Source organism: Pseudomonas sp. ATCC PTA-122608 (assembly GCF_001952855.1).
Taxonomy (GTDB): domain Bacteria; phylum Pseudomonadota; class Gammaproteobacteria; order Pseudomonadales; family Pseudomonadaceae; genus Aquipseudomonas.
On record NZ_LPNO01000053.1, the window covers coordinates 163,685 to 189,145 of the forward strand.

Genomic DNA, 25,461 nt, shown 5'->3' on the forward strand with positions numbered 1-25,461 from the left:
TCAGGCAGGTTCACGCCATGGAAATCTCTGGCAGCAGTGCGTTTTACTCGGGGCTGAGCGCGATTCAGACCGGGCAGAACCGTGTCGACCAGGCCGCCGGCAAGATCGCCAGCGCCGCTACTACCCAGCCTTCGGACGCGCAAAATGATCGTTTGCGTTCGGTAGACGCCAATCAGGCAAGCAACTCGGCAAGCAATATGGTCGAGATGGCCCAAGGCAAGTTCCAGGTAGAACTGGGCGCCAAAGTGGCCAAGGCTTCCGACGAAATGCTCGGCACGTTGATCGATACCTACGCTTGAATATTGCGCTCTCCAGGTTCTCTGTGGGAGCTGGCTTGCCTGCGATAATGTCGCCCCAATCCTCCTGAAGCACCGTGGCGCCTGCATCGCAGGCAAGCCAGCTCCCACCCTGATCCCCGTCACCCTCGATTCCTTCTAAACCCTTGGAACTCCATGCGGCATTTCGCTGCAGGCCTTGCCGTGCCTGACGTTGACCTGCGTCATGACAAACGGCATTTGCACGACGCTTGACAAGGATAGGTCGTAAACGTATGTTTCAAACAACTGTTTGACCGCTACAACAATCCACGCGGTTGTTCATCCCAGATACATCAGCAGAGGTTTATCGCTATGCCTGACTACAAGGCCCCCTTGCGTGATATTCGCTTCGTTCGTGACGAACTGCTCGGCTATGAAGCGCATTATCAGAGCCTGCCGGCTTGCCAGGACGCTACCCCGGACATGGTTGACGCCATTCTCGAAGAAGGCGCCAAGTTCTGTGAGCAGGTACTGGCACCGCTGAACCGCGTGGGTGACATCGAAGGTTGCACCTGGAGCGAGTCAGGCGTTAAGACCCCTACCGGTTTCAAAGAAGCCTACAAACAATTCGTCGAAGGCGGCTGGCCAAGCCTGGCCCACGACGTGGCGCACGGTGGCCAAGGCCTGCCGGAGTCCCTGGGCCTGGCAGTCAGCGAAATGGTCGGCGAAGCCAACTGGTCGTGGGGCATGTACCCGGGCTTGTCGCACGGCGCGATGAACACCATCTCCGAGCACGGCACCCCCGAGCAGCAAGAGGCTTACCTGACCAAACTGGTGTCGGGTGAGTGGACTGGCACCATGTGCCTGACCGAGCCCCACTGCGGCACCGACCTCGGCATGCTGCGCACCAAGGCCGAGCCTCAGGCCGATGGTTCCTACAAGGTTTCCGGCACCAAGATCTTCATCTCGGCCGGTGAACACGACATGGCCGACAACATCGTCCACATCGTGCTGGCCCGCCTGCCGGACGCACCGGCTGGCACCAAAGGCATTTCGCTGTTCATCGTTCCCAAGTTCGTACCGAACGCCGACGGTTCGATTGGCGAGCGCAACGCGGTGTCCTGTGGCTCCCTGGAACACAAGATGGGCATCCACGGTAACGCCACCTGCGTGATGAACTTCGACGCGGCCACTGGTTTCCTGATCGGCCCGCCGAACAAAGGCCTGAACTGCATGTTCACCTTTATGAACACCGCTCGCCTGGGTACCGCGCTGCAAGGCCTGTCCCACGCTGAAATCGGCTTCCAGGGCGGCCTGAAATACGCTCGTGACCGCCTGCAAATGCGCTCCCTGACTGGCCCGAAAGCGCCGGACAAGGCGGCCGACCCGATCATCGTGCACCCTGACGTGCGCCGCATGCTGCTGACCATGAAAGCCTTCGCCGAAGGCAACCGCGCGATGGTGTACTTCACCGCCAAGCAGGTTGACGTGGTCAAGTACGGCACCGACGACGAAGCCAAGAAACAGGCTGACGCACTGCTGGCGTTCATGACCCCGATTGCCAAGGCGTTCATGACCGAAGTCGGTTTTGAAGCCGCCAACCACGGCGTGCAAATCTACGGCGGCCACGGCTTCATCGCCGAGTGGGGCATGGAGCAGAACGTTCGCGACAGCCGCATTTCGATGCTGTACGAAGGCACCACCGGTATCCAGGCCCTCGACCTGCTGGGCCGTAAAGTGCTGATGACCCAAGGCGAAGCGCTGAAGGGCTTCACCAAGATCGTCCACAAGTTCTGCCAGGCCAACGAAGGCAACGAAGCGGTACAAGAATTCGTTGCACCGCTGGCGGCACTGAACAAAGAGTGGGGCGAGTTGACCATGAAGGTCGGCATGGCAGCCATGAAGGACCGTGAAGAAGTCGGCGCCGCCTCGGTGGATTACCTGATGTACTCCGGCTACGCCTGCCTGGCCTACTTCTGGGCCGACATGGCCCGCCTGGCCGCCGAGAAACTGGCTGCCGGCACCACCGAAGAAGGTTTCTACACCGCCAAGCTGCAGACTGCGCGCTTCTACTTCCAGCGCATCCTGCCGCGTACCCGCACCCACGTTGCAACCATGCTGTCGGGCGCCAACAACCTGATGGACATGAAAGAAGAGAACTTCGACCTGGGCTACTAAGCCTCGACGGGTTCATTTCAAAAGCCGCCGCTTCCCTCGGGAGCGGCGGCTTTTTTTATCTTTCCCATGCTCGGTGTGGGAATGCAGCCTGGGATGCTCTGCGTCCCGCTCCATGCCACTCAATAAAAAACCACAGCGCAGCACTCAGGGATTGCGCCGCTCGGCCGTTAAAGTGATGGCAATGTGATACGCATCACATCGAATGTGCTTAACTGTGATCAGTGAAGGCACTGTGCCATCTTTTTAGTGGGTCGGAGCTTTACCCTTGCCACGCGTGTCTGCTTTACGTTTCAGTCATTTTTTACCTTCACTGCTGTTGCTGCTGGCGGGGCTCTCGGCTGCGTACGTGAAGGACCTCAATGTGTTCTTCACCTCACTGTTCAATGTGCTGCCGACCCTCGTACTGCTGCTAGGCGGTTCGTACTGCGCGGTTTACCGTCGCCAGCGCGAACTGTTCCTGATGCTCACGGTGTACGTGGTCTATTTCCTGCTGGACACCCAGACCGATTACTACCGCGACCACGGCCGTGTTCGAGAGGACGCGGCCGTGGTCTTCCATCTGTGCTGCCTGTTGTTGCCGCTGCTGTTCGGCATCTACGCGGTCTGGCAGGAAAAAACCCACCTGTTTCGCGACTTCGTCGCACGGTGCGCGGTGCTGTTTGCGGTCGGCAGCGTGGCGCTGGCCCTTGAGCAAAGTTTCCCCCAGGCGCTGTTGAGCTGGTTGGCCGAGATTCGCTGGCCCGCCTTGCATGGCCGCTGGATGAGCCTGATCCAGTTGTCGTACCCGATGTTCCTGATTGGCTTTGTGACCTTGGCCGCGCAGTACTGGTACCAGCCAAGACCGTTGCACGCCGCGCAACTGGTGGGTTTGCTGGGTTTGTTCTGGATGTTGCCGCAGACTTTCATCCTGCCGTTCACCCTGAACATCATGTGCAGCCAGGTGATGCTGATGATTGCCGCCGGCGTGGCCCACGAGGCTTATCAAATGGCCTTCCGTGACGAACTGACCGGCCTGCCGGGCCGCCGCGCACTCAACGAACGCATGCAGCGCCTGGGGCGCAACTATGTGCTGGCCATGGGCGACGTTGATCATTTCAAGCGCTTCAACGACACCCATGGCCACGATGTTGGCGACCAGGTACTGCGCCTGGTGGCCAGCAAGCTGTCCAAGGTCAACGGCGGCGGCCGGGCTTATCGGTATGGCGGTGAAGAGTTTGCCGTGGTGTTCGCCGGCAAGACCCTGGATGAATGCCTGCCGCACCTCGAAGAAATCCGCGAAATCATCGCCAACTACGACATCAAGCTGCGTAACCCCGATCGTCCCAACGATGATCAACAGGGCCGACAACGTCGTGCAGGCAGTGGTGCGTCAAGCGTGTCGGTGACCGTCAGCATCGGCGTCGCCGAGCGCCAGGCCGAGCAGCGCAGCCCTGAAGAAGTGCTCAAATCCGCCGACCAGGCGCTGTACAACGCCAAGGGCGCGGGGCGTAACTGCGTGGTCGCTTCGGGGCAGACCCGCCGCGGCGCGGTGCGCATGGACAGCGCTGCCGGTTGAGTGATGGTGGTGTATTCAGCGGCCCTACTGTGATTGTCCGGTGGGCCGTGCGGCAGTAGGTTGAAGGCATCTGCTGCCGGAGACATTGCCATGCCTGACTATAAAGCTCCCCTGCGCGACATGCGCTTTCTGATCGATCACGTTTTTGACTTCCACGGCCACTACGCGGCGCTGGGGGCAACTGACGCGAGCCCGGACATGGTCGGCGCGATCCTCGAAGAAGGCGCGAAGTTCTGCGAAAACGTTCTCTCGCCGTTGAACCGTTCCGGCGACGAAGAAGGCTGCCATTTCGACAACGGCGTGGTGACCACGCCAAAGGGCTTCAAGGAAGCCTTCGCCCAGTACGTGGAAGGCGGCTGGCACGGTTTGGCTGCAGACCCGGCCTACGGTGGGCAGGGCTTGCCAATGTCCCTGGGCCTGGTGCTCGCGGAGATGATCTCCTCCAGCAACACGTCCTGGGGCATGTACCCCGGCCTGACCCACGGTGCGATGTCGGCGATCCGGGCCCATGGCACTGAAGAACAGAAAAACACCTACCTGAGCAAACTCACCGCCGGCCAGTGGACGGGCACTATGTGCCTGACCGAAGCCCATTGCGGCACCGACCTTGGGCTTATCAAGACCCGCGCCGTGCCTCAGGCAGACGGCAGCTACGCGGTCACCGGCAGCAAGATTTTCATCTCGGCCGGCGAGCACGACATGAGTGAAAACATCATCCACCTGGTGCTGGCCAAGCTGCCGGACGCGCCGGCGGGGACCAAGGGTATTTCGCTGTTTATCGTGCCTAAATTCCACGCCGACTCGGGTGAACGCAACGCGATGGCGTGCGGCTCGATCGAACACAAGATGGGCATCAAGGCTTCGGCCACCTGTGTGCTGAACTTCGATGGCGCCCGCGGCTTCCTGATCGGTGAGGCGAACAAGGGCCTGAACTGCATGTTCACCATGATGAACCACGCGCGGTTGGGCACCGGCATGCAGGGCCTTTGCCTGGGTGAAGCGAGCTTCCAGGGTGCGATCAAGTACGCCAACGACCGCTTGCAGATGCGTTCGCTGACCGGTGCCAAGGCTCCGGAAAAAGCCGCCGACCCGATCATCGTCCACCCGGATGTGCGGCGCATGTTGCTGACCATGAAAGCTTTCAACGAAGGCAACCGGGCGCTGACCTACTTCTGCGCGCAGTTACTCGATACCGCGCACTTGAGCGGCGAAGAAGGTCAGCGTCAGGAGGCTGAAGACCTGTTGGCCTTCCTTACGCCGATCTGTAAAGCCTTCATGACCGAAACCGGGCTGGAGGTGACCAACCACGGCATGCAAGTATTCGGCGGCCATGGCTACATTCGTGAGTGGGGCATGGAGCAGTTGGTGCGGGACTGCCGGATTGCGCCGATCTATGAAGGCACCAATGGCATCCAGGCGCTGGATTTGCTCGGGCGCAAGGTGCTCGGCAGCCAGGGCAAGCTGCTGCGTGGCTTTACCAGGATCGTCCACAAGTTCTGCGCGGCAAACGCCGAGCATCCGCAACTCAAGGCCCATGTGGCGCAGCTCAATGAGTTGAATCAGCAATGGGGCGAACTGACGGTCAAGGTCGGCATGGCCGCCATGAAGAATCCGGATGAAGTCGGCGCGGCGGCCCTGGATTACCTCATGTACAGCGGCTACATCATCCTCGCCTATCTGTGGCTGCGCATGGCGTTGGTGGCACAGGAGCAGTTGGACAGCGGCAGCGGTGATGCCGATTACGCTCGAGGCAAGCTGGCGACATGCGAGTTCTACTTCAAGCGCCTGCTACCGCGCACGGCAGCCCACCGGGCGGCAGTGGAGGCGGGCAGCGAGTGCCTGATGAGTCTGCCCGCGGAGCTGTTCGCGCTTTAGTGACCGTAAAGTACTTGTTGGTCATGATTAGACCCTATGTGTCACAAAAGTTGTTCGGTTACACTCGGGGTCTGTAAAACTGACCCCACCCGAATAACGTTTTAGTTCTCACGAGGTTTGCCATGGCTGACTACAAAGCGCCGCTGCGCGATATGCGCTTCGTCCTCAACGAAGTTTTCGAGGTCGCCAAACTCTGGGCCCAACTGCCTGCGCTGGCGGAGACCGTCGACGCCGAGACCGTTGAGGCAATCCTCGAAGAAGCCGGCAAAGTCACCTCCAAGACCGTCGCCCCGCTCAGCCGTGGCGGCGACGAAGAAGGCTGCCGCTGGGAGAATGGCGCGGTCTTCACCCCGGCCGGCTTCAAGGACGCCTACAAGACATACGCCGAAGGCGGTTGGGTAGGCGTCGGTGGTGACCCGACCTACGGCGGCATGGGCATGCCCAAGGCGGTATCGGCCCAGGTTGAAGAGATGATCAACTCCTCGGGCCTGGCCTTTGGCCTGTACCCGATGCTGACGTCCGGCGCCTGCGTGTCGATCAACACCCACGCCAGCGAAGAACTCAAGGCCACCTACCTGCCGAATATGTATTCGGGCGTGTGGGCCGGCTCCATGTGCCTGACCGAGCCTCATGCGGGCACCGACCTCGGGATTATTCGGACCAAGGCCGAGCCTCAGGCAGACGGTTCCTACAAGGTCAGCGGCACCAAGATCTTCATCACCGGTGGCGAGCACGACCTCACCGACAACATCATCCACCTGGTGCTGGCCAAGCTGCCGGACGCACCCGCCGGTCCCAAGGGCATCTCGCTGTTCCTGGTGCCCAAGTTCATGGTGAATGCCGACGGCAGCCTGGGCGCGCGCAACCCGGTGACCTGTGGCTCCATCGAACACAAGATGGGCATCCAGGCTTCCGCGACGTGCGTAATGAACTTCGACGAAGCCGTGGGCTACCTGGTGGGCGAACCGAACCGTGGCCTGGCGGCGATGTTCACCATGATGAATTACGAGCGTCTGGGTGTCGGCATCCAAGGCCTGGCTTCCGGCGAGCGCTCTTATCAGAACGCTATCGAATACGCCCGCGACCGCCTGCAAAGCCGTTCGCCAACCGGTCCAAAAGCCAAGGATAAGGCTGCCGACCCGATCATCGTCCACCCGGACGTGCGGCGCATGCTGCTGACCATGAAAGCCTCGAACGAAGGTGGCCGCGCATTCTCCACCTACGTGGCGATGCAACTCGACACCGCGAAGTTCAGCGAAGACGCCACCACCCGCAAACGTGCGGACGACCTGGTTGCCTTGCTGACCCCGGTTGCCAAGGCATTTCTGACTGACCTGGGCCTGGAAACCACCGTGCATGGCCAGCAGATTTTCGGCGGCCACGGCTACATTCGCGAATGGGGCCAGGAGCAACTGGTGCGTGATGTGCGCATCACCCAGATCTACGAAGGCACCAACGGCATTCAAGCCCTGGACCTGGTGGGACGCAAGATCGTCGGCAGCGGCGGGGCGTTCTATAAGTTGTTCGCCGACGAGATCCGCCATTTCACCGCCACTGCAGGCGCTGAACTGGCCGAGTTCACCAAGCCGCTGAACGCGGCGGTGGATGATCTGGACGATCTGACCGCCTGGCTGCTGGATCGCGCCAAGTCCAACCCGAATGAAATCGGTGCGGCGTCGGTGGAATACCTGCACGCGTTCGGCTACATGGCCTATGCCTACATGTGGGCCCTGATGGCCAAGGCGGCCTTGGGCAAAGAGGCTCAGGAAGATTTCTACGCCAGCAAACTGGGCACCGCGCGTTTCTACTTTGCCCGCTTGCTGCCGAGGATCGCGTCCCTCAGTGCTTCGGTAAAAGCCGGTAGCGAATCGCTGTTTTTGCTGGATGAAGCACTGTTCTAAGGGTTTGGAGGGCGTGTAAGCATTCTCTTACATGACGTGCTGCTATTCGTCCTCTATCGCCATATTGGATCCACGGATAATCTACTTCACATGGACGTCGCGCAGGAAGCGCAAAGCAACAACATGGACACGTAGGATTCTGCCAGGAAGGCGGAGTGAAATGGATGTCAGGGAAACAGTCTGCAAAGCCCCGCTTCGGCGGGGTTTTCTTTTGCCTGCGAAAAAGTCAGACAGGCGCGTTCATCACGTCTTCCAGCAGCGTGCGCAACAATTCCAACGTTGCTTGCTGACGCTGCACATCCCGGCACACCAATCCTACTTTCAGCGGCACCCGTGGTTCGCTCAGGGGTTTCCACAGCAACGCCTTGCTGTTGTGTTCGTCCTGGGAGCGCCCGGGCAGTACTGTCGCCAGCTTGGTGTAGGGCAGGCTGTCGAGAATCCCCACCATCGTATTCAACTCTGCCTGCACTTGCGGACGACGGCCCAGGTTGGCCAGTTGGCCCTGCCAGATCTGCCGTACCTGAAACTCTTCCCCCAGCAGCAACATCGGTAACTCCGCGGCCTGCTTCAAGGAGACTTTCTTGAATTCCCGCAGCGGGTGGTCAGACGGGATGACCACCTTGAGTTCATCTTCATACAGCAGCACACCGTGCAACCCCGGCTGGCGCGGCGGCAGGTAACTGATGCCGATGTCGAGCGAGCCGTTGAGCAGCCGGCGTTCGATTTCCATACCGGTCAGTTCGTAGATCTGTACCACCAAGTGCGGCTGGGCCTTGCGCACCCGTTCGAGCATTTGCGGCACCAGGCTAGTGTGCACGGTTTGCAGCACGCCGATCGCCAGGGTACGCAACGCCTGGCCCTTGAAGTTGCGCAGGGCTTCCACGGCTTGCTGCATGCCGTCGAGTAAGGGCAGGGCGTGGTTGTACAAGGTGTGCGCGGCGAGGGTTGGCAGCAGGCGCTTGCTGCTGCGTTCGAATAGGCTCACATCGAGGTTCTGTTCGAGCTGGCGAATCTGCTGCGACAAGGCGGGCTGGGAGATCGACAGGCGCTCTGCAGCCCGGCCCACGTGGCCTTCTTCATACACCGCGACGAAATAACGCAGTTGCTTGAAATCCATAAGTAACGCTTATCGAAAATGCTGGAAAATCGAAATGGCCGAGTGCCCCCGAGACGCCTAGTCTAGCGCCTATTCACAGGGCTTACAGGGCCGGAAAGTGCGATGAGTAGTGTTTATGTTGACGGTGTTTGCATAGGCAGGGCAAAAAACCTCAGCCGTGGGTTGATCGGTAATACCGACCAAGGTGCGATTGCCAGCGGGGTTTATCCATGAACCTGTTCAACCTGCGTCGCCCGGTCCCCAGCCTTGATGATCTGATCTTCGATGCGAAAACTCCGACACTGCGAGACGACCTTTCCAGCAACTGCCTGATGCCCAGCGTGACGCGTCCGCCCCAGGTGTTTGTACGCGGCCAGGGTTCCTGGCTATGGGACAGCGAAGACCGCGCCTATCTCGACTTCAGCCAGGGTGGCGGCGCCAACAGCTTGGGCCATAGCCCGCAGGTACTGACCCAGGCGTTGGCCGATCAGGCCCAATCACTGATCAACCCCGGCCACGGCCTGCACAACCGCGTTCAACTGAACCTCGCCGATCGCCTATGCCACCGCACCGGCAGCGACCAGGCGTACCTGCTCAACAGCGGCGCTGAAGCCTGCGAAGCGGCGATCAAGCTGGCGCGCAAATGGGGCCAACTGCACCGCGGTGGCGCCTATCGCATCATCACCGCCAGCAACGGTTGCCATGGCCGCAGCTTTGCGGCGATGTCGGCATCGGCCGCTGCCAGTGAAAACCGTTTTGAGCCGCAATTGCCGGGATTCAGTCATGTGCCGTTCAACGACCTGCCTGCATTACATGCAGCCGTCGACGCACAGACCGTGGCAATCATGCTGGAACCGATCCAGAACGATGCGGGTGTCATCCCTGCGACCGAGCACTATCTCAAGGGTGTCGAACGCCTGTGCCGCGAGCTGGGCATCCTGTTGATCCTCGACGAAGTGCAAACCGGCACTGGGCGCTGTGGCACCTTGCTCGCCGAACAGCACTATGGCGTACGCGCCGACATTATCTGCCTGGGCAAGGGCTTGGGTGGAGGTGTGCCGCTGGCGGCGTTGCTTGCGCGGGGCAAGGCGTGCTGTTTCGAACTCGGTGAGCTAGAAGGCACCCACCACGGCAATGCGCTGATGGCATCTGCTGGCGTAGCGGTGCTCGATACGGTGTTGAACCACGGATTTCTTGAACACATCTGCGAGGTCGGCGCGTACATGGGCGATGGATTGGCCCGCCTGGCTCATCGTTATGGTCAGGGCGAGCTACGTGGCCAGGGCCTGCTTTGGGGCCTGAGCCTGTCGGAAGATTCGGCAGATGCGGTGGTAAAGGCAGCGCTGAGTGAAGGACTGATCCTGAGCGCGCCGCAACCCGACTGCCTGCGCTTCACTCCGGCGCTCACCTTGAGCAAAAGCAACACCGACGAAATGCTCCTGCGCCTGGCGCGAGCGTTCTCCCGAGTGCGTACCGCACAGCTGCAATGCCGCAAGGGCATTGCCGTTTAACCCCTTATTTCCTGAACCGTCTCGCGGTATACGCGGCGCCTCCAGCCTGATTCTTTTGGCTGGGGGCGTTTTTTTTCTGCGTAATTTTTGGATTGAAAAGGGTGCTTGAGCATCGTTGGGAAAAATGGCCTTTTAGCGGACGTCGGCAAGGACTGCCGATTGGGCGTGGAGTTTTTCTTTACGTCCCATTTTTAATCTATACCACTGGGTGGTATGTTTATGGAGATGGATATCCATGAGGCTAAGGTTGTTCAAAACCCGGTATTTTGCGAATTCGGCTAGCAAGGCCTGGATTTGCGATTCGGAGCTGAAGGAGGCGTTTGGCGAGTTGCTCAGAGGGCAAGCGGATAATCTCGGAGGAGGTGTTTGGAAAAAACGCCTGAACCAAAACAGGCATCGCTCCATTGTCCTGGCCAAGGGCAGGCATTACTGGGTTTATCATTCTCTTTTTGACAAGCAGAAACAAAGCAATATCAGCCAGAAGGAACTCGTCAATTTGCGGCTGCTGGCCAAAGTCTACGAAGAATTAAACGAAGCACAGGTTCAACACCTTCTGGATGTCAGGGAGTTTGTGGAGATACATCATGACCAAAAAATATGAAACGGAAGTGCTTGAGTCCATCCACCAATCTGCTCAAGCGCTATATGCAATAGGTGCCATCAGCAAAACCACTCTACGTGAGTTCGATGAGGCATGTCTTGCTTCGGTCCCAGCGCAAATTCAGGCCGAGCAAATCAAACAACTACGCGAGCGAAGCCACGTCAGCCAACCTGTATTTGCCCGTTACTTGAACACCAGCGCCTCCACGGTGAAGCAATGGGAGTCAGGTGAGAAGCGGCCCAGCGGCATGGCGCTCAAGCTGTTGAGCATCGTGCAGAAGCATGGTTTGGAAATTCTGGCCTGAAGATGGCCCGGTGCCAGATCCCACTGAACCCTTACCAACGGCCAAGGTCGATTAGCTTGTACGGCTCACACGAGCCGATTTTCTGGAGCTGAACCCATGGATATCATTCGCATCATCATCGCCATTCTGTTGCCGCCACTGGGTGTGTTCCTGCAAGTAGGTTTCGCCGGCGCGTTCTGGCTGAACATCCTGCTGACCTTGTGCGGCTACATCCCTGGCATCGTGCACGCGGTGTATATCATCGCCAAACGTTAACGGGCCTCAGCCTTTCGCGATCAGCCGTGAATTGCGCTCATTGCGAAAGGCCAGTTGCTCGATGGTCTGGATGGCGTGCTCCGCTTCTTCACGGGCCTGAAGGATCAGCCCGTGGTGCTCCGATTTGCTGCACACAGGGTCCGCATTGCTGGCATCCCCGGTCAGCATGAACGCCTGGCAGCGGCAGCCGCCGAAGTCCTTTTCCTTCTCATCGCATGAACGGCACGGATCGGGCATCCAGTCGTAGCCGCGGAAGCGGTTGAAGCCGAACGAGTCGTACCAGATGTGTTGCATGCTGTGGTCGCGCACGTTGGGAAATTGCACCGGCATTTGTCGGGCTCCGTGGCACGGCAGTGCAGTACCGTCCGGCGTTACCGTCAGAAAGATGCTGCCCCAGCCATTCATGCAGGCTTTCGGGCGTTCCTCGTAGTAATCCGGCGTGACGAAGATCAGCTTGCACGGGTGGCCTTCGGCTTCGAGTTTGGCGCGGTATTCGTTGGTGATGCGTTCGGCGCGCACCAGCTGTTCCTGGGTCGGCAACAGGCCGACCCGATTGAGCTGGGCCCAGCCATAGAACTGGCAGGTGGCAAGCTCGACAAAGTCCGCCTCCAGCGCAATGCACAGCTCAATGATGCGGTCGATCTTGTCGATATTGTGCCGATGGGTGACGAAGTTCAGCACCATCGGGTAGCCGTGGGCTTTCACCGCCCGGGCCATTTCCAGTTTTTGCGCGAAGGCTTTTTTCGAGCCGGCCAGCAGGTTGTTCACTTGCTCGTCGCTGGCTTGGAAGCTGATCTGGATATGGTCCAGGCCAGCCTTCTTGAAGTCGCTGATCTTCTGCTCGGTGAGGCCGATGCCTGAAGTGATCAGGTTGGTGTAGAAGCCCAACTTGCGCGCCTCGGCGATCAGTTCGGCGAGGTCCTGGCGCACCAGCGGTTCACCACCGGAAAAACCCAGTTGCGCGGCGCCCATTTCCCGGGCTTCGCGAAATACCTTGATCCACTGTTCGGTGCTCAGCTCCTTGCCCTGCTCGGCGAAATCCAGCGGATTGGAGCAATACGGGCATTGCAGCGGGCAGCGATACGTCAGCTCGGCCAGCAACCATAGCGGCAGGCCGATCTCCGGTTTCGGTGGCAGGTCAGGCAAGTTCGATCCAGTGCTGAGCACGGGCAACCTCCATGAATTGCTCGATGTCTTCACCGAGCTCGGGCACGCCAGGGAATTGCTTGTCCAGCTCGGCAATGATCGCGCTTACATCGCGCTCGCCATCGATCAAGCCACCGATCAGCGCGGCGCTGTCGTTTAGCTTGATCATGCCTTCCGGGTACAGCAACACATGGCCTTTTTGCGCCGGTTCGTACTGGAAGCGATAGCCCTGGCGCCAGGTCGGTTTTTTGCTGCGATCGAAGCTCATAGGGTGATCCCCTTATGCCATACACGCTGATCAGTCACGCTGTGATACGGCGGGCGTTTCAGTTCGTAAGCCATGCTCATGGCATCAAGCATGCTCCAGAGAATGTCCAGTTTGAACTGGAGAATTTCCAGCATGCGCTCCTGGCCTTCGCGGGTGGTGTAGTGCTGCAAGGTGATTGCCAGACCGTGCTCCACATCCCGGCGAGCCTGGCCCAGACGGGTGCGGAAATACTCGTAGCCTGCCGGGTCGATCCACGGGTAGTGCTGGGGCCAGCTGTCGAGGCGCGACTGGTGGATCTGTGGGGCGAACAATTCGGTCAGGGAACTGCTGGCAGCTTCTTGCCAACTGGCGCGACGGGCGAAGTTGACGTAGGCGTCTACCGCAAATCGTACGCCGGGCAGTACCAATTCCTGGGAGCGCAGTTGATCCGGGTCCAGGCCGACTGCCTGGCCCAGGCGCAGCCAGGCTTCAATGCCGCCGTCTTCGCCGGGGGCGCCGTCGTGATCCAGCAGGCGCTGGATCCACTCACGACGAATCTCCCGGTCCGGGCAGTTGGCCAGGATCGCGGCGTCCTTGAGGGGAATGTTCACCTGATAATAAAAACGGTTGGCGACCCAACCCTGGATCTGCTCGCGGGTGGCGCGGCCTTCATACATCGCCACGTGATACGGGTGATGAATATGGTAGAACGCGCCCTTGGCCCTCAGGGCCTGTTCAAACTCGGCAGTGGTCAGCGGTGTGTCAGTCATTTGGCTCACTCCTACAATTCAATGCTCATGCCGTCGTACGCCACTTCCACATTGCGTCGCAGCAGTTCGGCTCGCTCGGGCGAGTCCTCATCCAGGATCGGGTTGGTGTTGTTGATGTGGATAAGCACCTTGCGCTGCTTGGGCAACTGCTCCAGCACTTCCAGCATGCCGCCGGGGCCGTTTTGCGCAAGGTGGCCCATCTCGCGACCGGTACGGGTGCCGACGCCACGGCGCTGCATTTCGTCGTCATCCCACATCGTGCCGTCCACCAGCAGGCAATCGCTGCCGGCCATGATCTCCAGCAACGGCCCGTCGACCTTGCCCAGGCCCGGCGCATAGAACAGCTTGCCGCCGGTGCGCAGGTCTTCGACGATCAGGCCGATGTTGTCGCCCGGGTGTGGGTCGAATCGGTGAGGCGAGTAGGGCGGCGCCGCGCTGCGCAGGGGTAGCGGTGTGAAACGCAGGTTAGGGCAGGCGGGAATGGTGAAGCTGGCGTCCAGCTCGATGCGGTTCCAGGCAAGGCCGCCATTCCAGTGGGTCAGCATGGTGAACAGCGGGAAGCCGGTGCTCAGGTCCTCATGGACCATGTCGGTGCACCACACCTGGTGCGGGCAGCCTTCGCGCAGGCTGAGCAGGCCGGTGGTGTGGTCGATCTGGCTGTCCATCAGGATGATCGCGCTGATACCGGTGTCCCGCAGGGCGCGACCGGGTTGCATCGGGGCGAACCCTTGAAGTTGGGCGCGGATGTCTGGCGAAGCGTTGCACAGCACCCAGTTCACGCCGTCATCGGAAATCGCGATGGACGACTGGGTACGCGCCTCGGCCCGCAGGCTACCGTCGCGAAAACCTGCGCAGTTCACGCAGTTGCAGTTCCATTGCGGGAAACCACCGCCCGCGGCGGAACCTAGAATCTGGACAAACATGGCCGCTCCACTACACATAACTCAAAAATAAAAACGCCCCGGGCGAGCCGAGGCGTTGCATTGCGATACAAAGCCAATCAGCGGCTGGCAAAGTACATGGTGACTTCAAAGCCGATACGCAGATCAGTGTAAGCAGGTTTGGACCAGGTCATGTTCTTACTCCTACGGATGGATGGGACATTTACTACCAATACATATAGTCCACCTCCAAGCGGAGATGTTCAGAGGTGTGCATGTGAATGTTACGTACTTCTTGTGAAGATAGCGCTGTCCTGTGGGAAAAAGCCTTTTACCGAAGCGGCAATGATCAGCCAGATAATTGCCAGGGGGCCGGCAGGCACTCGCTGTTAGCCACGCAGCGCCAGCCGCCTGCAGCAGCATTGAGATGCTGTGCCGCTTCCATTAAATCCTGGCGGGTGCGGGTCTGGATGAAATCTCGCAGCTGTTGGATGTAATCCGACGGGTGGCCTGCCAAATGCGCGTGCCAGAGCAGTTCGGTGGCTTGGGCGGTGGGTAGGGCGTCGAGGGAAAATTGCTGGGCCAGATCGTTTGGCAGTTCGCCGGCGTTGATCAGCGCGGGCAGCTGTTTCAGGAACGCGTGCAGGTGATCGAGGATTTGCGCGACGGAAACGTTCGGGGATTGCACCCCGAACAGCAGGCCGGTTTGTCCGTTGAATTGTCGGATACCGCTGAATACCGCGTAGCCCAGTTGCAGTTCGACCCGCAGGCGTTGGTAGAAAGGGGTCTGCAGTAGATGTGCGAGCAAACGCCAGCATGCCTCGTCGGCCAGGGACTGGGTCGGTGTAGGACAGAACAGCAGCAGCGCGCTGTCGCTGGAGTCGGTGCTTACTTCATGCCAAACCTGCTGGCCGCTGATTGATGGAAGCTTGCCGATAGCCGCTTCCGGTTGCCCCGGCAGTTTCCCTGCTGCGCTCTTTATCGCCATTTCGCAGGCGGCTGGCAGTCCGACGGCAAGTCCTTGCCAGCGGGCGGTCGACCATCGATCTTGGCCGGCCATCTGGTCTGCAGGTGTGATGCCGGCGCAATAGCCGGGCAATGTCTTGAGCAACTGCCGGATCGCCATGGTCTGTGCTGCGGCGGGATGGGTCACAGTCCTTTCATCCAGATGGGCAAGACCGCGTGCCACTTCCTCCAATATCGCGGGCATGGGTTCGTGCAGCCCGACCATCTTCAACTGCCAGTAACCGCCAATTGTCTCGAAAGACAGCTGGACGCCAGCCTGGCTGGCGTTCTCGCGCAACCGTGGGAAAAGCTCTGCATGCAGCGGCGAATCCAGATGCCAGCGCAGGTAAAGCGCGCCTTCATCTGTGTCGTTTGGCAGTGCTTGGCTGAAGGTCAACGCCGAAAGGTCCTTTCGGCCACGGGAGCGATCTTGGGCGAACGTGCGCAAACCGCGATGGGCGCTGGTTTGGCCTCGAATCAACCCCGGGCGCTCTTCCTTGACCGCCGGGCGCAGGAACGGATTGGGGGGCGGCAGTTGCCAGGCGTGCCGGGACGGCGGCAATTGCAGCGAGTCCAACAGGACTTTGAGGGACGCGGCGCCATGTTCTGACAGGATGGGCTCGTGATTCTGTCGGGCCAATGCCAGGGCACCGCTGGCCTGTAGTTTGCGAGCGAGCAGCAGCGCGTACTCTTCCCGCAACAGGGTCCAGTCACTGTGGGCGAAAAAGCTCAGCCAGTCGTGCAGCAGTTCTTCGATCAGGATCGTCTGTGATGCTCCGTGAGTGTCCAGAGTGAACTTGATATCCAATACAGCCTGGCCGGCGAACTGATACAGGACAGTTGCGTTAACGGCGCTGACCAGCTGTTGCGTCTGCAACTCGGCGAGCAATCCGCCTGGCGCCGAAGCGTTCAGCCACAGGCAGAGGAAGTCCAACGCGTCAGGGGATGCCTCGCTTACCACAACCTGATGCCAGTAATGCTCATCGGTGTGTTGATAAGTACGTTGATTGCCGGCCAGCAACGCGGGCGCAGGCTTCTGTGGCAACAGCGGTGCAGTCTTCAATGCAGCGCCAAACTGTTGCGCCAATGCCTCTAGCTCCGCCAGCGACTGAGGGCCCGCAAGGCTCAAGGTCATCTGCCCGGTCTGATAGAAGCCTTCATAAAAGTCCCGCAACGCCTGCTGAAAATCCTCACGCTCTAGCGGCAAGCTATCCCGATTGCCCGCATGAAACGCCCGCAACGGATGATCCGCCGCAAAGCCTTCCAGCAACGCTTGTTGCCGTTGCGCCGTGGCATCTTGCGACCAGGCGACAAATTCCGCGTGCAGCACTTCTCGCTCGCGCAGTTGGTCTTCGACGGCCAGGCGCGGATGGGCGAGCATATCCCCCAGACGCGCCAATGCTGCCTCAAATGCCGAAACAGGCACCTCAAAGAAAAAGTCGGTAGTGCGTTCGCGGGTGCTGGCATTGACCTGCCCGCCCTGACGCTGCACGTAGGCCATCAGCCCTTCGTTCGCAGGAAAACGCTCGGTGCCCAGGAACAACAAATGCTCAAGAAAATGCGCCAGTCCCGGCCATGCCAAGGGCACATCGTGACTGCCCGCCGCAACGCGCAAGGCCGCCGCGCAGCGCTTCAAACGCGGTGCATGACGCAAGGAAACCCGCAGGCCGTTGGCCAGGGTCAATTGAAGGTGATGAGGGTGGGCCGGCGCAGGCATGAGCATTTCCGAAACGTAGGAAGTGCCTATGCTAGCGCAAACCTGCCGGGTCAGTGCTTGTGCAACGCACCATAAAGCTCGGGACGCCGGTCCAGCAGGTAGCGATTGGCCGCGCGTGAGTCGACCATCAACTGCCGATCCAGAGTGCCGACAATCAACGCCTCATCGAGACCCGCCTGGGCAATGCGCTGGCCATCCGGCGCGGCGATGCTGCTTTGCCCGCAATACTGGATCTCGCCTTCCTGCCCGCAGTAATTGGCGTAGGCCACATAACACTGGTTTTCAAACGCCCGCGCCCGCACGGTCACATCGGCGACGAAATCGAAGGGCACCATATTGGCCGTCGGTACCAGGATCAACTCCGCCCCGGCCAGCGCCAGGCGCCGGGTGTTCTCCGGGAATTCCAGGTCATAACAAATCAGGAAACCCAGCTTCCACCCGTTCAATTCCACCAGCGGGAAATCATCGTCGCCGGCGCTGAACATTGAGTTGTCGAGATCGCCAAACAGGTGCGTCTTGCGGTAGTTGCAGAGACGTTGCCCATTGGCGTCGATCAACTGCACGGCGTTGTAGATCTGCCCATCTGCACCGCGTTCCGGATAGCCATACAGAATCGCCACGCCCGAATTTTTCGCCAGCGCGGCGATGGACTGCGCAGACGGGCCGTCCTGCGCTTCAGCCAGGGCGCCGACCGCTTCCACGCCGATGTTATAGCCGGTGAGAAACATCTCCGGCAGTACCAGCAGGTCGGCGTCGGTGGCCTCTTGCGCCAACTGATGCAGGCGCTTGAGATTGCCGGCCACGTCCAGCGGCAGAGGCGGGCATTGATACAGGGCGACACGCATGGGCAACTCCTTATTCGGGCAGAGCGATTGGCCCGATCTCGTCGAACACATCGCCCGGGCCCGGGTTCTGCGGGTGAGTGCTGCCGCCGAAGTGAGTCATGATGCCCCACACCGCATTCAGCGAGGTTTGCACGGCGCCTTCGACCCACGCAGGTGTCCACGATACGTCGTCGCCGGCGATGAAAATACCGCGTTGCTCCGCCGGCATATCTTTCTGCATGAAGTGCGCGTACATCCGTTGGTTGTAGCGATAGTGGCCCGGCAGCGCCCCCTTGAAAGCCCCGAGGAAGTGCGGGTCGGCTTCCCACGATACGGTGATCGGATCGCCGATGATCCGCGCGGCGATGTCGACTTTCGGGTAGATCTTTTTCAACGCGTCGAGGGCCAGTTTCACCCGCTTCTCGATGGGCTGCGGGAGCATTTTCAGGGCGTCGCTCATCCAGGAATAGGACAGGCAAATCACCCCTGGCTTATCGTCGCCGTTGTCGAACAGGTAGGTGCCACGGGTCAGGCGATCCGTCAGCGTCATGCTCATCAAGTCACGGCCTGTCTCTGGATCCTTGTCCTTCCAGAATGGCCGGTCGACCATCACGAAGGTCTTCGACGACTGCATATAGCGGGTGCGGTCGAGGGCCATCCACATCTTTTGCGAGAACAGGGTTTCGTCGCACTCGATCTGGGTGGTCAGCAGCCAGCTCTGGCAGGTGGTCAGCACGGCGGCGTATTCACGGGTGTCGCCGTAGTTGTCGGTGACGGCGAAACGGCCGTCCGGCGCGTGGGCAATGCGCTTGACCCCGGCCCGTGGCGCGCCGTTGTGCAGCGAACTCAGGCTGGTGCCTTCGGGCCAGTGGGCGCAACGCTCCGGCACATGGCGCCAGATACCCATGGGTACTTGGGCGACGCCGCCGACCACCAGGTGCTGGTGATCGTCGCAGTTGGTCATCACCACGCGGAAGATTTCCAGCATCGAGTTGGGGAAGTCCGAGTCCCAGCCACCGGTGCCGAAGCCAACCTGGCCGAACACTTCACGGTGATGGAAGGACAACTTGGCGAACGCTTTGGAGGTCGCTACGAAGTCGTAGAAGGTGCGGTCGTCCCACAACGGAACCAGCGTATTCCACAGCTCTTTCAGACGCGGTACGTCACGGTCGCGGATGGCTTGCTGGATATCGCTGAACTGCGAGCCGGCTTCCAGGGCGTCGGCCCAGGCGTCAGCCACTTCCTGGAACAGTGCAGGAAGGTCGGCGAGTTTCTGTGCGTAGTGCGTCTGGCCTTCGAGGTCGATGACCGTGCTGCCGGAGGCTGGAGTCAGTGGGTTGGGGAAGGGTTTGGTCTCAAGCCCGAGCTTGTCCACATAGTGATAGAACGCAGTGGAGGACACCGGGAAGCGCATGCCGCCCAGTTCCGCGATGATGCCTTCGGCGCCTTCAAACGCCTGGGAGCGTAAGCGGCCACCCATTTTCGAGGCTTCATACACCACGGGTTTCAGGCCCAGCTTCATCAGCTCGTAGGCGGCCACCAGCCCGGCAATCCCGGCCCCGACGATCGCCACTTCGGCGCCGTGGTTGGCCGCCGGAATGCTGCCCAGGCCCGCCGGGTGTTCGATCCAGTCATCGAAGGCGAACGGGAAGTCCGGGCCAAAGATGGTGATCGGCTTTTTACCGGTAGCAGGGTGGCGGTTGGGCTTGCTGATGGTGCTGGAAGGAATGCTCATGGCTGACCTTGCTGGCGACTCGGCGGGGCGCGACCCGCTGAGTATAGGAAAAGATGGCAGCCATTCTAGGGAGCGTAGCGTTCGTTAATAAGACGCAATGTGTCGTCGGAATGAATTGTTTTTAGTCAGAGTGACGAATCTTCTGGTCAGATTGGTTGGCCACGATCCAGTTTGTTACTGAGGATGATCGAGGTGGTGGTCTTCTCCACGCCATCGACGCTGCCGATCTGGTCCAGCAGTTGATCCAGCTGTTCCGGCGAATCGGTGCGCAGCCAGGCCACGTAATCGAACTCACCGCTGACCGCACACAGTTGCTGAACCTGCGCCATGGCGCTGATCCGACGCAGCACTTCCTTGCCGGAACGCGGTTGCACGGTAATCCCCACGTAGGCCTGCAAACCGCCATTTACCACGCGCTGGCTCAGGCGCACGCCATAGCCGGTAATCACTTGGGTTTTTTCCAGGCGTGCCAAGCGCGAGGTGACGGTGGTGCGGGCGATGCCCAGTTGCCGGGCGAGCATGGCCACGCTTTCGCGGGCGTTGATCTGCAACGCGGCGATCAACTGGCGATCGATTTCATCGAGGACGGGAGGGTGAGAGGCGGGCAAGGTGTTCTCCGGCGCTGGCATCAATGGGCGAGCATGTTACAGGCTCGGTCCCCTTGATGCTCGCGGCGGGATTTGGCTCAGTTGCGCAGGAACTGCTGGTAGTTTTCCGGGGTGACCAGTTGCGTAGGAATCCATACATCGCCTTGCAGGGCGGCATGCTTGATCAGCATCAGCGCGGCGTCCACCGAGCCAGCACCGATGGCCACCGGGTCGCGGAACACGGTCACTGCCAGTTGGCCCTTTTTCAGCGCCTGCAAACCATCCGGCGTACCGTCGATGCCGCCCACCAGAATGTCCTGGCGCCCGGTCTGGCGCAGGGCCATGGCGGCACCGATGCCCATCTCGTCATTGTTGGAGGCCACGGCGTTGATGGTTTGGCCCTTGGTCAGCCAATCATTCATCAGGTCCATGCCTTTTTCCCGCTGCCAGTCGCCGGACTGTTCTTCGACGACTTTGATCTCGGGGTACTTGGCCAGCACGTCCTTGACCCCATTGGTGCGTTTGCCGGTATCACTGTGGGCGAGACGGCCGAGAATGATCGCCAGGTTACCTTTGCCGCCCATCTTCTCGGCCAGGTATTCCATCTGCATCCGGCCGATGGCGCGCTCGTCGGTGCCGACGAAGACCACGCCCGGCGGGAAGGTTTCGACCTCGGGACGGCTGTTCATGTACACCAGCGGGATACCGGCGGCGTTGGCTTTCTCGGTGATCTTGCGGGTAGCCGCGGTGTCGGCCGGGTTGACGATGATCGCGTCGACTTTCTGGCTGATGAAGCTTTCCACCTGGTTCAACTGGCGGACCACGTCGCTTGCGGAGTCTTCCACCTGCAACTTGACTCCATCAGGCGAGGCCTTGGCGCGGTCCTGCATGGCCTGCACCAGGTAGGAAACGTAGTTATCGAATTGTCCGACGGATACCCCGATGCGCAATTCAGCGTGGGCGGCGGTGGACAACAGCAGGGCACAGGCACAGCCAAGCAGGCGCTTCATGGGAGATTCCTTCTTATTGTTTTGGCGCGACAAAGATTCTGAAGTAGACACTATTGGAAATAAAATTCCACTTCAAGTAAGCCCCGGAATTTATTTTCGCCGCTGATCGCACACATTGATTTGTGCCAGATTGTTAAAAGTAACCATTTGGTACATTATTTCCAGTTGGGTATACAGGAAGGACGTTTGCGCGATGAATAACTTTGGGGCTGCCACCGGCAGCAGAGTGTTGCTGGTTGGGCTGGGCCTGCTGATAGCATTGATCGGCCTGGGTTTGGCAGGCGGTGGCGGTTACCTCGTAGCGTTGGGCGGCAGTTGGTATTTCCTGCTGATGGGCCTGGCGATGCTGGTCTCCGGTGTACTGATCGCCAAGCGCAGGCCTCAGGGCGCATGGCTGTACGCCGTGGCATTGGTACTGACCGCGATCTGGGCGGTGTGGGACACCGGCCTGGAATACTGGCCGCTTGTTTCGCGAGTGTTGACCTTTGCCGTCATCGGCCTGGTAGTCGCGCTGATTTATCCACAGCTCGCCCGCGCCTCGGGATCGACACCCGGGCGCGGCGCCTATGGCGTTGCCGGGCTGCTGGGCCTGGGCGTGGTCGCCACCCTGGCGTACATGTTTGTGCCGACCCATGTGGTCAAGGCCAGCAGTGAGCCGGCGGTGACGCCGGTGACACCGGGCACCGAGCAAAAAGACTGGGCCCACTGGGGCAATACCACCGCTGGCAACCGATTTGCCGCGCTGGACCAGATCAACAAAGGCAACATCGACAAGTTGCAGGTGGCCTGGACCTTCCACACCGGCGACATCCCCGAGAGCAATGGCGCCGGCGCCGAAGACCAGAACACCCCGCTGCAGATCGGTGACAGCGTTTACGTGTGCACCGCCTATGGCAAAGTGTTTTCCCTGGATGCCGACACCGGCGCCCAGCGCTGGAAATTCGACCCCCAGGGCAGCGGTCCCAACTGGCAGCGTTGCCGTGGCCTGGGCTATTTCGACAGCAGCGCGAGTGAGCAACCTGCCAGCGCCAAAGCCTGTGTGAAACGTCTGTTTCTGCCGACCGGCGATGCCCGGTTGATTGCGATCAATGCTGAAACCGGCGCGCCCTGCGACGACTTCGGCGACCACGGCACCGTCGACCTGAAAACCGACATGGGCGAAGTAAAACCCGGTTATTACCAGCAAACCTCGACGCCACTGGTGGCGGGCAATGTGGTGATCGTTGGCGGGCGTGTGGCAGACAACTTCTCCACCGGCGAACCGCCAGGCGTGGTGCGCGCCTTTGACGTGCACAGCGGCGAACTGGTGTGGGCCTGGGATCCGGGCAACCCGAACACCACCAAACGCCCGCCTGCGGGCGAGACCTACACCCGTGGCACGCCGAACGTGTGGTCGGCCATGTCCTACGACGCCAAGCTCGGTCTGGTCTACCTGCCAACCGGTAACGCCACCCCGGATTTCTTCGCCGGTGAACGTACCGCCTATGACGACAAGTGGAGCTCCTCCATCGTCGCCATCGACGTGAAGACCGGCCAGGTGCGCTGGCACTTCCAGACCACTCACCACGACCTGTGGGACTTTGACCTGCCGGCGCAACCGCTGCTCTACGACATTCCGGACGGCAACGGTGGCGTACAGCCTGCGCTGGCCCAAGTCACCAAGCAGGGTGAGATCTTCCTGCTCAACCGCGAAACCGGCGTGCCCATCGCCCGGGTCGAAGAGCGTCCGGTGCCTCAGGGCAATGTGCCCGGCGAGCGTTATTCGCTGACCCAGCCGTTCTCGGTGGACATGCCTTCGATCGGCAATCAGCAACTGACCGAATCCGACATGTGGGGCGCCACGCCGTTTGACCAATTGATGTGCCGCATCCAGTTCAAGGGCATGCGTCACCAGGGCGTCTATACGCCGCCAGGCCTGGACCGGGCGCTGCAATTCCCGGGTTCGCTGGGGGGTATGAACTGGGGCAGCGTGTCGGTGGACCCGAACACCCACTACATGTTCGTCAACGACATGCGCCTGGGTTTGGCCAACTACATGATTCCGCGAGACAAGATCGCCGCCGGTGCCAGTGGCATCGAAATGGGCGTGGTGCCGCAAGACGGTACACCGTTCGGTGCGATGCGCGAGCGCTTCCTCTCGGCGGCGGGCATTCCCTGTCAGAAGCCGCCGTTCGGCACCATATCTGCCATCGACCTGAAAACCCACAAGCTTGTGTGGCAAGTACCGGTGGGCACGGTTGAAGACACCGGGCCGCTGGGTATCCGCATGCACATGCCGATTCCGATTGGCATGCCGACTCTTGGCGCATCGCTGGCGACCCAGTCTGGTCTGTTGTTCTTCGCCGGCACTCAGGACTTCTACCTGCGCGCCTTCGATACCGGCAACGGCAATGAGATCTGGAAATCCCGCCTGCCAGTGGGTAGCCAATCGGGGCCGATGACCTACGTGTCGCCCAAGACTGGCACCCAGTACATCGTGCTCACCGCCGGTGGTGCGCGCCAGTCGCCGGACCGTGGGGATTATGTGATTGCCTATGCGCTGCCCAAGAAATAGAGCCTGAAAAAGCCGCACGGATGTGCGGCTTTTTTTTGCGTTTCAGATCACGTCAGCCAGCAGGCATCGGGCGAAGAGTTGTGGCACCGGAAGGTTGCGCTGGCTGTAGCGGCTGAGCAGGATGATTTCACGGTGAAAGGTCAGTTCGCCCAGCGGGATGACGCGCACCTGTGGCGTGCGATCCAGCCATAGCCCGGCATGGGGAACCAGTGACACACCCAGGCCGCATTCGACCATTTTGACCAGTGCCTCGATCTCGTCCAGTTCCAGCGCCACTTGCACATCCAGCCGCTGCTCCCGCAGAAAACGACTGACCAGCCGGCCGCCAAACGAAGCGCGGTCGTAGCGCACATGAGGATGAGCGGCGAGCAGTTGCAGTGGGTCATCACCCTTGACCGTGTGCGGCACGATCAACACAAACGGCTCCTTGCGCAGCACCTGCACGTGCAGTTCCTTGGGCAAGTCAAAGGGCGGGCGAATGATGATCGCCGAATCCAACTCGCCTGCGTCGACCTGGCTGAGCAACTCCAGGGAAACCCCTGGCACTAATTTGCATTCGACCGTCGGCGCAGCCTGGCGCAAGCGCACGAGGGCTTGGGGCAGCAGCCCGGTTTGGGCGGTGGTGATCGCGCCGACTTTCAATTCGCCACGGTATTCGTTGGCATCCACCGGCACGGCCATGCGGTTGAACGTCTCGAGAATCTCCCTGGCCAGCGGCAGCGCGCGGATGCCCGCCGCATTCAGTGTGGCCTGGCGCCCGGTGCGGTCGAACAACTGCACGCCGAGTACCTGCTCCAACTGGCGAATCTGCGCACTCACCGCCGACTGCGTCAGCCCGATATGCATGCCCGCCGCAGCGAACGTGCCATGGCGGGTAACGGCGATAAAGGTTTTCAGTTCCCGCAGCATGGGCGTCTCGATTGATCAAAATAATTTGAGCTCGATGCGAAAACTATCGTCTTTCCATCGATGACGGCAAGGCTAGACTCGGAAGGACTTAATACCCACAGAGGTTAGACCTGATGGCACTGGCTCCTTTTCACCTGGCGATTCCGGTATTCGACTTGGCGGCTGCGCGGCAGTTTTATGGTGAGGTGTTTGGGTTGGAGGAGGGACGTGCCAGTGATCATTGGGTCGACTTCGACTTCTTCGGGCATCAACTGGTCATCCATGAACACCCGAAAACCGCTTCTCAGGAAGCTGCGCACACCAATGCGGTAGACGGCCACGACGTGCCGGTGCCGCATTTTGGCGTGGTGCTGAGCTGGGATGATTGGCATGCGCTGGCGGAGCGATTGCAGGCGCGGAATACGCGATTTGTGCTTGAGCCGCACATTCGTTTCAAAGGTCAGGTGGGTGAGCAGGCGACGTTGTTTCTGTTTGATCCGTGCGGCAACGCGTTGGAGTTCAAGGCATTCAAGGATATTGGGCAGTTGTTTGCCAAGTGAGGGC

At 60.3% G+C, this 25,461-nt stretch carries 23 protein-coding genes; 11 read left to right on the forward strand and 12 right to left on the reverse strand.

Annotated features, from left to right (window positions below; genetic code table 11):
* Positions 1-17 precede the first annotated feature (17 nt).
* The 5 genes from AU074_RS30420 (at position 18) to AU074_RS30440 (ending at position 7,766) form a co-directional block, all read left to right on the forward strand.
* Entirely contained in the window at positions 18-299 is a 282-nt protein-coding gene (locus tag AU074_RS30420; RefSeq protein ID WP_010167428.1) for a hypothetical protein, read from the forward strand.
* Between the two features lie 330 nt (positions 300-629).
* The gene (locus tag AU074_RS30425) at positions 630-2,435 is read left to right on the forward strand and encodes a phenylacyl-CoA dehydrogenase (protein WP_076017868.1); all 1,806 of its coding nucleotides are present in this window, start codon (positions 630-632) and stop codon (positions 2,433-2,435) included.
* Positions 2,436-2,700: 265 nt separating this feature from the next.
* Positions 2,701-3,990, forward strand: a complete 1,290-nt coding sequence (locus AU074_RS30430; RefSeq protein WP_076017869.1) for a diguanylate cyclase — start codon at positions 2,701-2,703, stop codon at positions 3,988-3,990.
* Between the two features lie 90 nt (positions 3,991-4,080).
* A complete protein-coding gene (locus tag AU074_RS30435; RefSeq protein ID WP_076017870.1) occupies positions 4,081-5,865 on the forward strand; it encodes an acyl-CoA dehydrogenase C-terminal domain-containing protein in 1,785 nt (594 codons plus the stop codon).
* Between the two features lie 122 nt (positions 5,866-5,987).
* Entirely contained in the window at positions 5,988-7,766 is a 1,779-nt protein-coding gene (locus tag AU074_RS30440) for an acyl-CoA dehydrogenase C-terminal domain-containing protein (RefSeq protein ID WP_076017871.1), read from the forward strand.
* Between the two features lie 226 nt (positions 7,767-7,992).
* Here AU074_RS30440 and AU074_RS30445 read toward each other — a convergent pair whose 3' ends face one another.
* Positions 7,993-8,883, reverse strand: coding sequence for a LysR family transcriptional regulator (locus AU074_RS30445; protein WP_063026719.1), 891 nt, complete (start codon positions 8,881-8,883; stop codon positions 7,993-7,995).
* A gap of 209 nt (positions 8,884-9,092) precedes the next feature.
* Between AU074_RS30445 and AU074_RS30450 the strand changes: the two genes are divergently transcribed.
* From AU074_RS30450 to AU074_RS30465, 4 genes are all read left to right on the forward strand, one after another.
* Positions 9,093-10,373 (forward strand): aspartate aminotransferase family protein, encoded by a 1,281-nt coding sequence (locus tag AU074_RS30450; RefSeq protein WP_076017872.1) that lies wholly within the window; start codon positions 9,093-9,095, stop codon positions 10,371-10,373.
* Between the two features lie 235 nt (positions 10,374-10,608).
* Positions 10,609-10,974 (forward strand): type II toxin-antitoxin system RelE/ParE family toxin, encoded by a 366-nt coding sequence (locus tag AU074_RS30455; protein WP_076017873.1) that lies wholly within the window; start codon positions 10,609-10,611, stop codon positions 10,972-10,974.
* Positions 10,958-11,278, forward strand: coding sequence for a DNA-binding transcriptional regulator (locus AU074_RS30460; protein ID WP_076017874.1), 321 nt, complete (start codon positions 10,958-10,960; stop codon positions 11,276-11,278). Before AU074_RS30455 ends, AU074_RS30460 begins: the two co-directional genes overlap by 17 nt.
* Before the next feature lie 96 nt (positions 11,279-11,374).
* Positions 11,375-11,533: a YqaE/Pmp3 family membrane protein gene (locus AU074_RS30465; protein WP_003211049.1), complete on the forward strand. Its 159-nt coding sequence runs from the start codon at positions 11,375-11,377 to the stop codon at positions 11,531-11,533.
* A gap of 6 nt (positions 11,534-11,539) precedes the next feature.
* On the opposite strand, the gene pqqE is transcribed toward AU074_RS30465, so the two are convergent.
* The 10 genes from pqqE to AU074_RS30515 all read right to left on the reverse strand — a co-directional run bounded on the left by pqqE (position 11,540) and on the right by AU074_RS30515 (position 21,455).
* Positions 11,540-12,679 carry a pyrroloquinoline quinone biosynthesis protein PqqE gene (pqqE, locus tag AU074_RS30470; RefSeq protein WP_173860419.1) on the reverse strand — a complete coding sequence of 380 codons (1,140 nt, stop codon included), beginning with the start codon at positions 12,677-12,679 and terminating at the stop codon, positions 11,540-11,542.
* A complete protein-coding gene (gene pqqD, locus AU074_RS30475; protein WP_003211043.1) occupies positions 12,672-12,947 on the reverse strand; it encodes a pyrroloquinoline quinone biosynthesis peptide chaperone PqqD in 276 nt (91 codons plus the stop codon). The genes pqqE and pqqD overlap by 8 nt, the downstream gene beginning before the upstream one ends.
* Complete coding sequence (pqqC, locus tag AU074_RS30480) at positions 12,944-13,696, reverse strand: pyrroloquinoline-quinone synthase PqqC (protein WP_003211042.1); 753 nt, start codon at positions 13,694-13,696, stop codon at positions 12,944-12,946. Before pqqC ends, pqqD begins: the two co-directional genes overlap by 4 nt.
* Positions 13,697-13,707: 11 nt before the next feature.
* Positions 13,708-14,619: a pyrroloquinoline quinone biosynthesis protein PqqB gene (gene pqqB, locus AU074_RS30485; RefSeq protein ID WP_010167410.1), complete on the reverse strand. Its 912-nt coding sequence runs from the start codon at positions 14,617-14,619 to the stop codon at positions 13,708-13,710.
* 77 nt (positions 14,620-14,696) lie between these two features.
* On the reverse strand, positions 14,697-14,771 hold the full coding sequence (gene pqqA, locus AU074_RS30490; RefSeq protein WP_003194766.1) for a pyrroloquinoline quinone precursor peptide PqqA: 75 nt from the start codon (positions 14,769-14,771) through the stop codon (positions 14,697-14,699).
* Between the two features lie 155 nt (positions 14,772-14,926).
* Positions 14,927-17,299, reverse strand: a complete 2,373-nt coding sequence (gene pqqF / locus AU074_RS30495) for a pyrroloquinoline quinone biosynthesis protein PqqF (RefSeq protein ID WP_076017876.1) — start codon at positions 17,297-17,299, stop codon at positions 14,927-14,929.
* A 50-nt stretch (positions 17,300-17,349) separates the two neighbouring features.
* Positions 17,350-18,144 (reverse strand): carbon-nitrogen hydrolase family protein, encoded by a 795-nt coding sequence (locus AU074_RS30500; protein ID WP_076017877.1) that lies wholly within the window; start codon positions 18,142-18,144, stop codon positions 17,350-17,352.
* Between the two features lie 10 nt (positions 18,145-18,154).
* Positions 18,155-19,837: an NAD(P)/FAD-dependent oxidoreductase gene (locus tag AU074_RS30505; RefSeq protein WP_063033888.1), complete on the reverse strand. Its 1,683-nt coding sequence runs from the start codon at positions 19,835-19,837 to the stop codon at positions 18,155-18,157.
* 167 nt (positions 19,838-20,004) lie between these two features.
* Positions 20,005-20,487: an Lrp/AsnC family transcriptional regulator gene (locus AU074_RS30510; protein WP_063026735.1), complete on the reverse strand. Its 483-nt coding sequence runs from the start codon at positions 20,485-20,487 to the stop codon at positions 20,005-20,007.
* Positions 20,488-20,543: 56 nt separating this feature from the next.
* The gene (locus AU074_RS30515) at positions 20,544-21,455 is read right to left on the reverse strand and encodes a sugar ABC transporter substrate-binding protein (RefSeq protein WP_076017878.1); all 912 of its coding nucleotides are present in this window, start codon (positions 21,453-21,455) and stop codon (positions 20,544-20,546) included.
* A gap of 193 nt (positions 21,456-21,648) precedes the next feature.
* Here AU074_RS30515 and AU074_RS30520 point away from each other — a divergent pair, with 193 nt between their 5' ends.
* Positions 21,649-24,009 (forward strand): glucose/quinate/shikimate family membrane-bound PQQ-dependent dehydrogenase, encoded by a 2,361-nt coding sequence (locus tag AU074_RS30520; RefSeq protein WP_076017879.1) that lies wholly within the window; start codon positions 21,649-21,651, stop codon positions 24,007-24,009.
* Positions 24,010-24,051: 42 nt separating this feature from the next.
* On the opposite strand, the gene AU074_RS30525 is transcribed toward AU074_RS30520, so the two are convergent.
* A complete protein-coding gene (locus AU074_RS30525; RefSeq protein WP_076017880.1) occupies positions 24,052-24,918 on the reverse strand; it encodes a LysR substrate-binding domain-containing protein in 867 nt (288 codons plus the stop codon).
* Positions 24,919-25,031: 113 nt separating this feature from the next.
* On the opposite strand from AU074_RS30525, the gene AU074_RS30530 reads away from it, so the two are divergent.
* Positions 25,032-25,457 (forward strand): VOC family protein, encoded by a 426-nt coding sequence (locus tag AU074_RS30530; RefSeq protein WP_010167388.1) that lies wholly within the window; start codon positions 25,032-25,034, stop codon positions 25,455-25,457.
* The last annotated feature ends 4 nt before the right edge of the window (positions 25,458-25,461 follow it).

Excerpts from the sequence above, each read along its gene's own strand:
- AU074_RS30420 (WP_010167428.1), top strand. The coding sequence starts at position 18 with ATGGAAATCTCTGGCAGCAGTGCGTTTTACTCGGGGCTGAGCGCGATT.
- AU074_RS30425 (WP_076017868.1), top strand. The coding sequence starts at position 630 with ATGCCTGACTACAAGGCCCCCTTGCGTGATATTCGCTTCGTTCGTGAC.
- AU074_RS30435 (WP_076017870.1), top strand. The coding sequence starts at position 4,081 with ATGCCTGACTATAAAGCTCCCCTGCGCGACATGCGCTTTCTGATCGAT.
- AU074_RS30440 (WP_076017871.1), top strand. The coding sequence starts at position 5,988 with ATGGCTGACTACAAAGCGCCGCTGCGCGATATGCGCTTCGTCCTCAAC.
- AU074_RS30445 (WP_063026719.1), bottom strand. The coding sequence starts at position 8,883 with ATGGATTTCAAGCAACTGCGTTATTTCGTCGCGGTGTATGAAGAAGGC.
- AU074_RS30450 (WP_076017872.1), top strand. The coding sequence starts at position 9,093 with ATGAACCTGTTCAACCTGCGTCGCCCGGTCCCCAGCCTTGATGATCTG.
- AU074_RS30455 (WP_076017873.1), top strand. The coding sequence starts at position 10,609 with ATGAGGCTAAGGTTGTTCAAAACCCGGTATTTTGCGAATTCGGCTAGC.
- AU074_RS30460 (WP_076017874.1), top strand. The coding sequence starts at position 10,958 with ATGACCAAAAAATATGAAACGGAAGTGCTTGAGTCCATCCACCAATCT.
- AU074_RS30465 (WP_003211049.1), top strand. The coding sequence starts at position 11,375 with ATGGATATCATTCGCATCATCATCGCCATTCTGTTGCCGCCACTGGGT.
- pqqD (WP_003211043.1), bottom strand. The coding sequence starts at position 12,947 with ATGAGCTTCGATCGCAGCAAAAAACCGACCTGGCGCCAGGGCTATCGC.
- pqqC (WP_003211042.1), bottom strand. The coding sequence starts at position 13,696 with ATGACTGACACACCGCTGACCACTGCCGAGTTTGAACAGGCCCTGAGG.
- pqqB (WP_010167410.1), bottom strand. The coding sequence starts at position 14,619 with ATGTTTGTCCAGATTCTAGGTTCCGCCGCGGGCGGTGGTTTCCCGCAA.
- pqqF (WP_076017876.1), bottom strand. The coding sequence starts at position 17,299 with ATGCCTGCGCCGGCCCACCCTCATCACCTTCAATTGACCCTGGCCAAC.
- AU074_RS30500 (WP_076017877.1), bottom strand. The coding sequence starts at position 18,144 with ATGCGTGTCGCCCTGTATCAATGCCCGCCTCTGCCGCTGGACGTGGCC.
- AU074_RS30510 (WP_063026735.1), bottom strand. The coding sequence starts at position 20,487 with ATGCCAGCGCCGGAGAACACCTTGCCCGCCTCTCACCCTCCCGTCCTC.
- AU074_RS30515 (WP_076017878.1), bottom strand. The coding sequence starts at position 21,455 with ATGAAGCGCCTGCTTGGCTGTGCCTGTGCCCTGCTGTTGTCCACCGCC.
- AU074_RS30520 (WP_076017879.1), top strand. The coding sequence starts at position 21,649 with ATGAATAACTTTGGGGCTGCCACCGGCAGCAGAGTGTTGCTGGTTGGG.
- AU074_RS30525 (WP_076017880.1), bottom strand. The coding sequence starts at position 24,918 with ATGCTGCGGGAACTGAAAACCTTTATCGCCGTTACCCGCCATGGCACG.
- AU074_RS30530 (WP_010167388.1), top strand. The coding sequence starts at position 25,032 with ATGGCACTGGCTCCTTTTCACCTGGCGATTCCGGTATTCGACTTGGCG.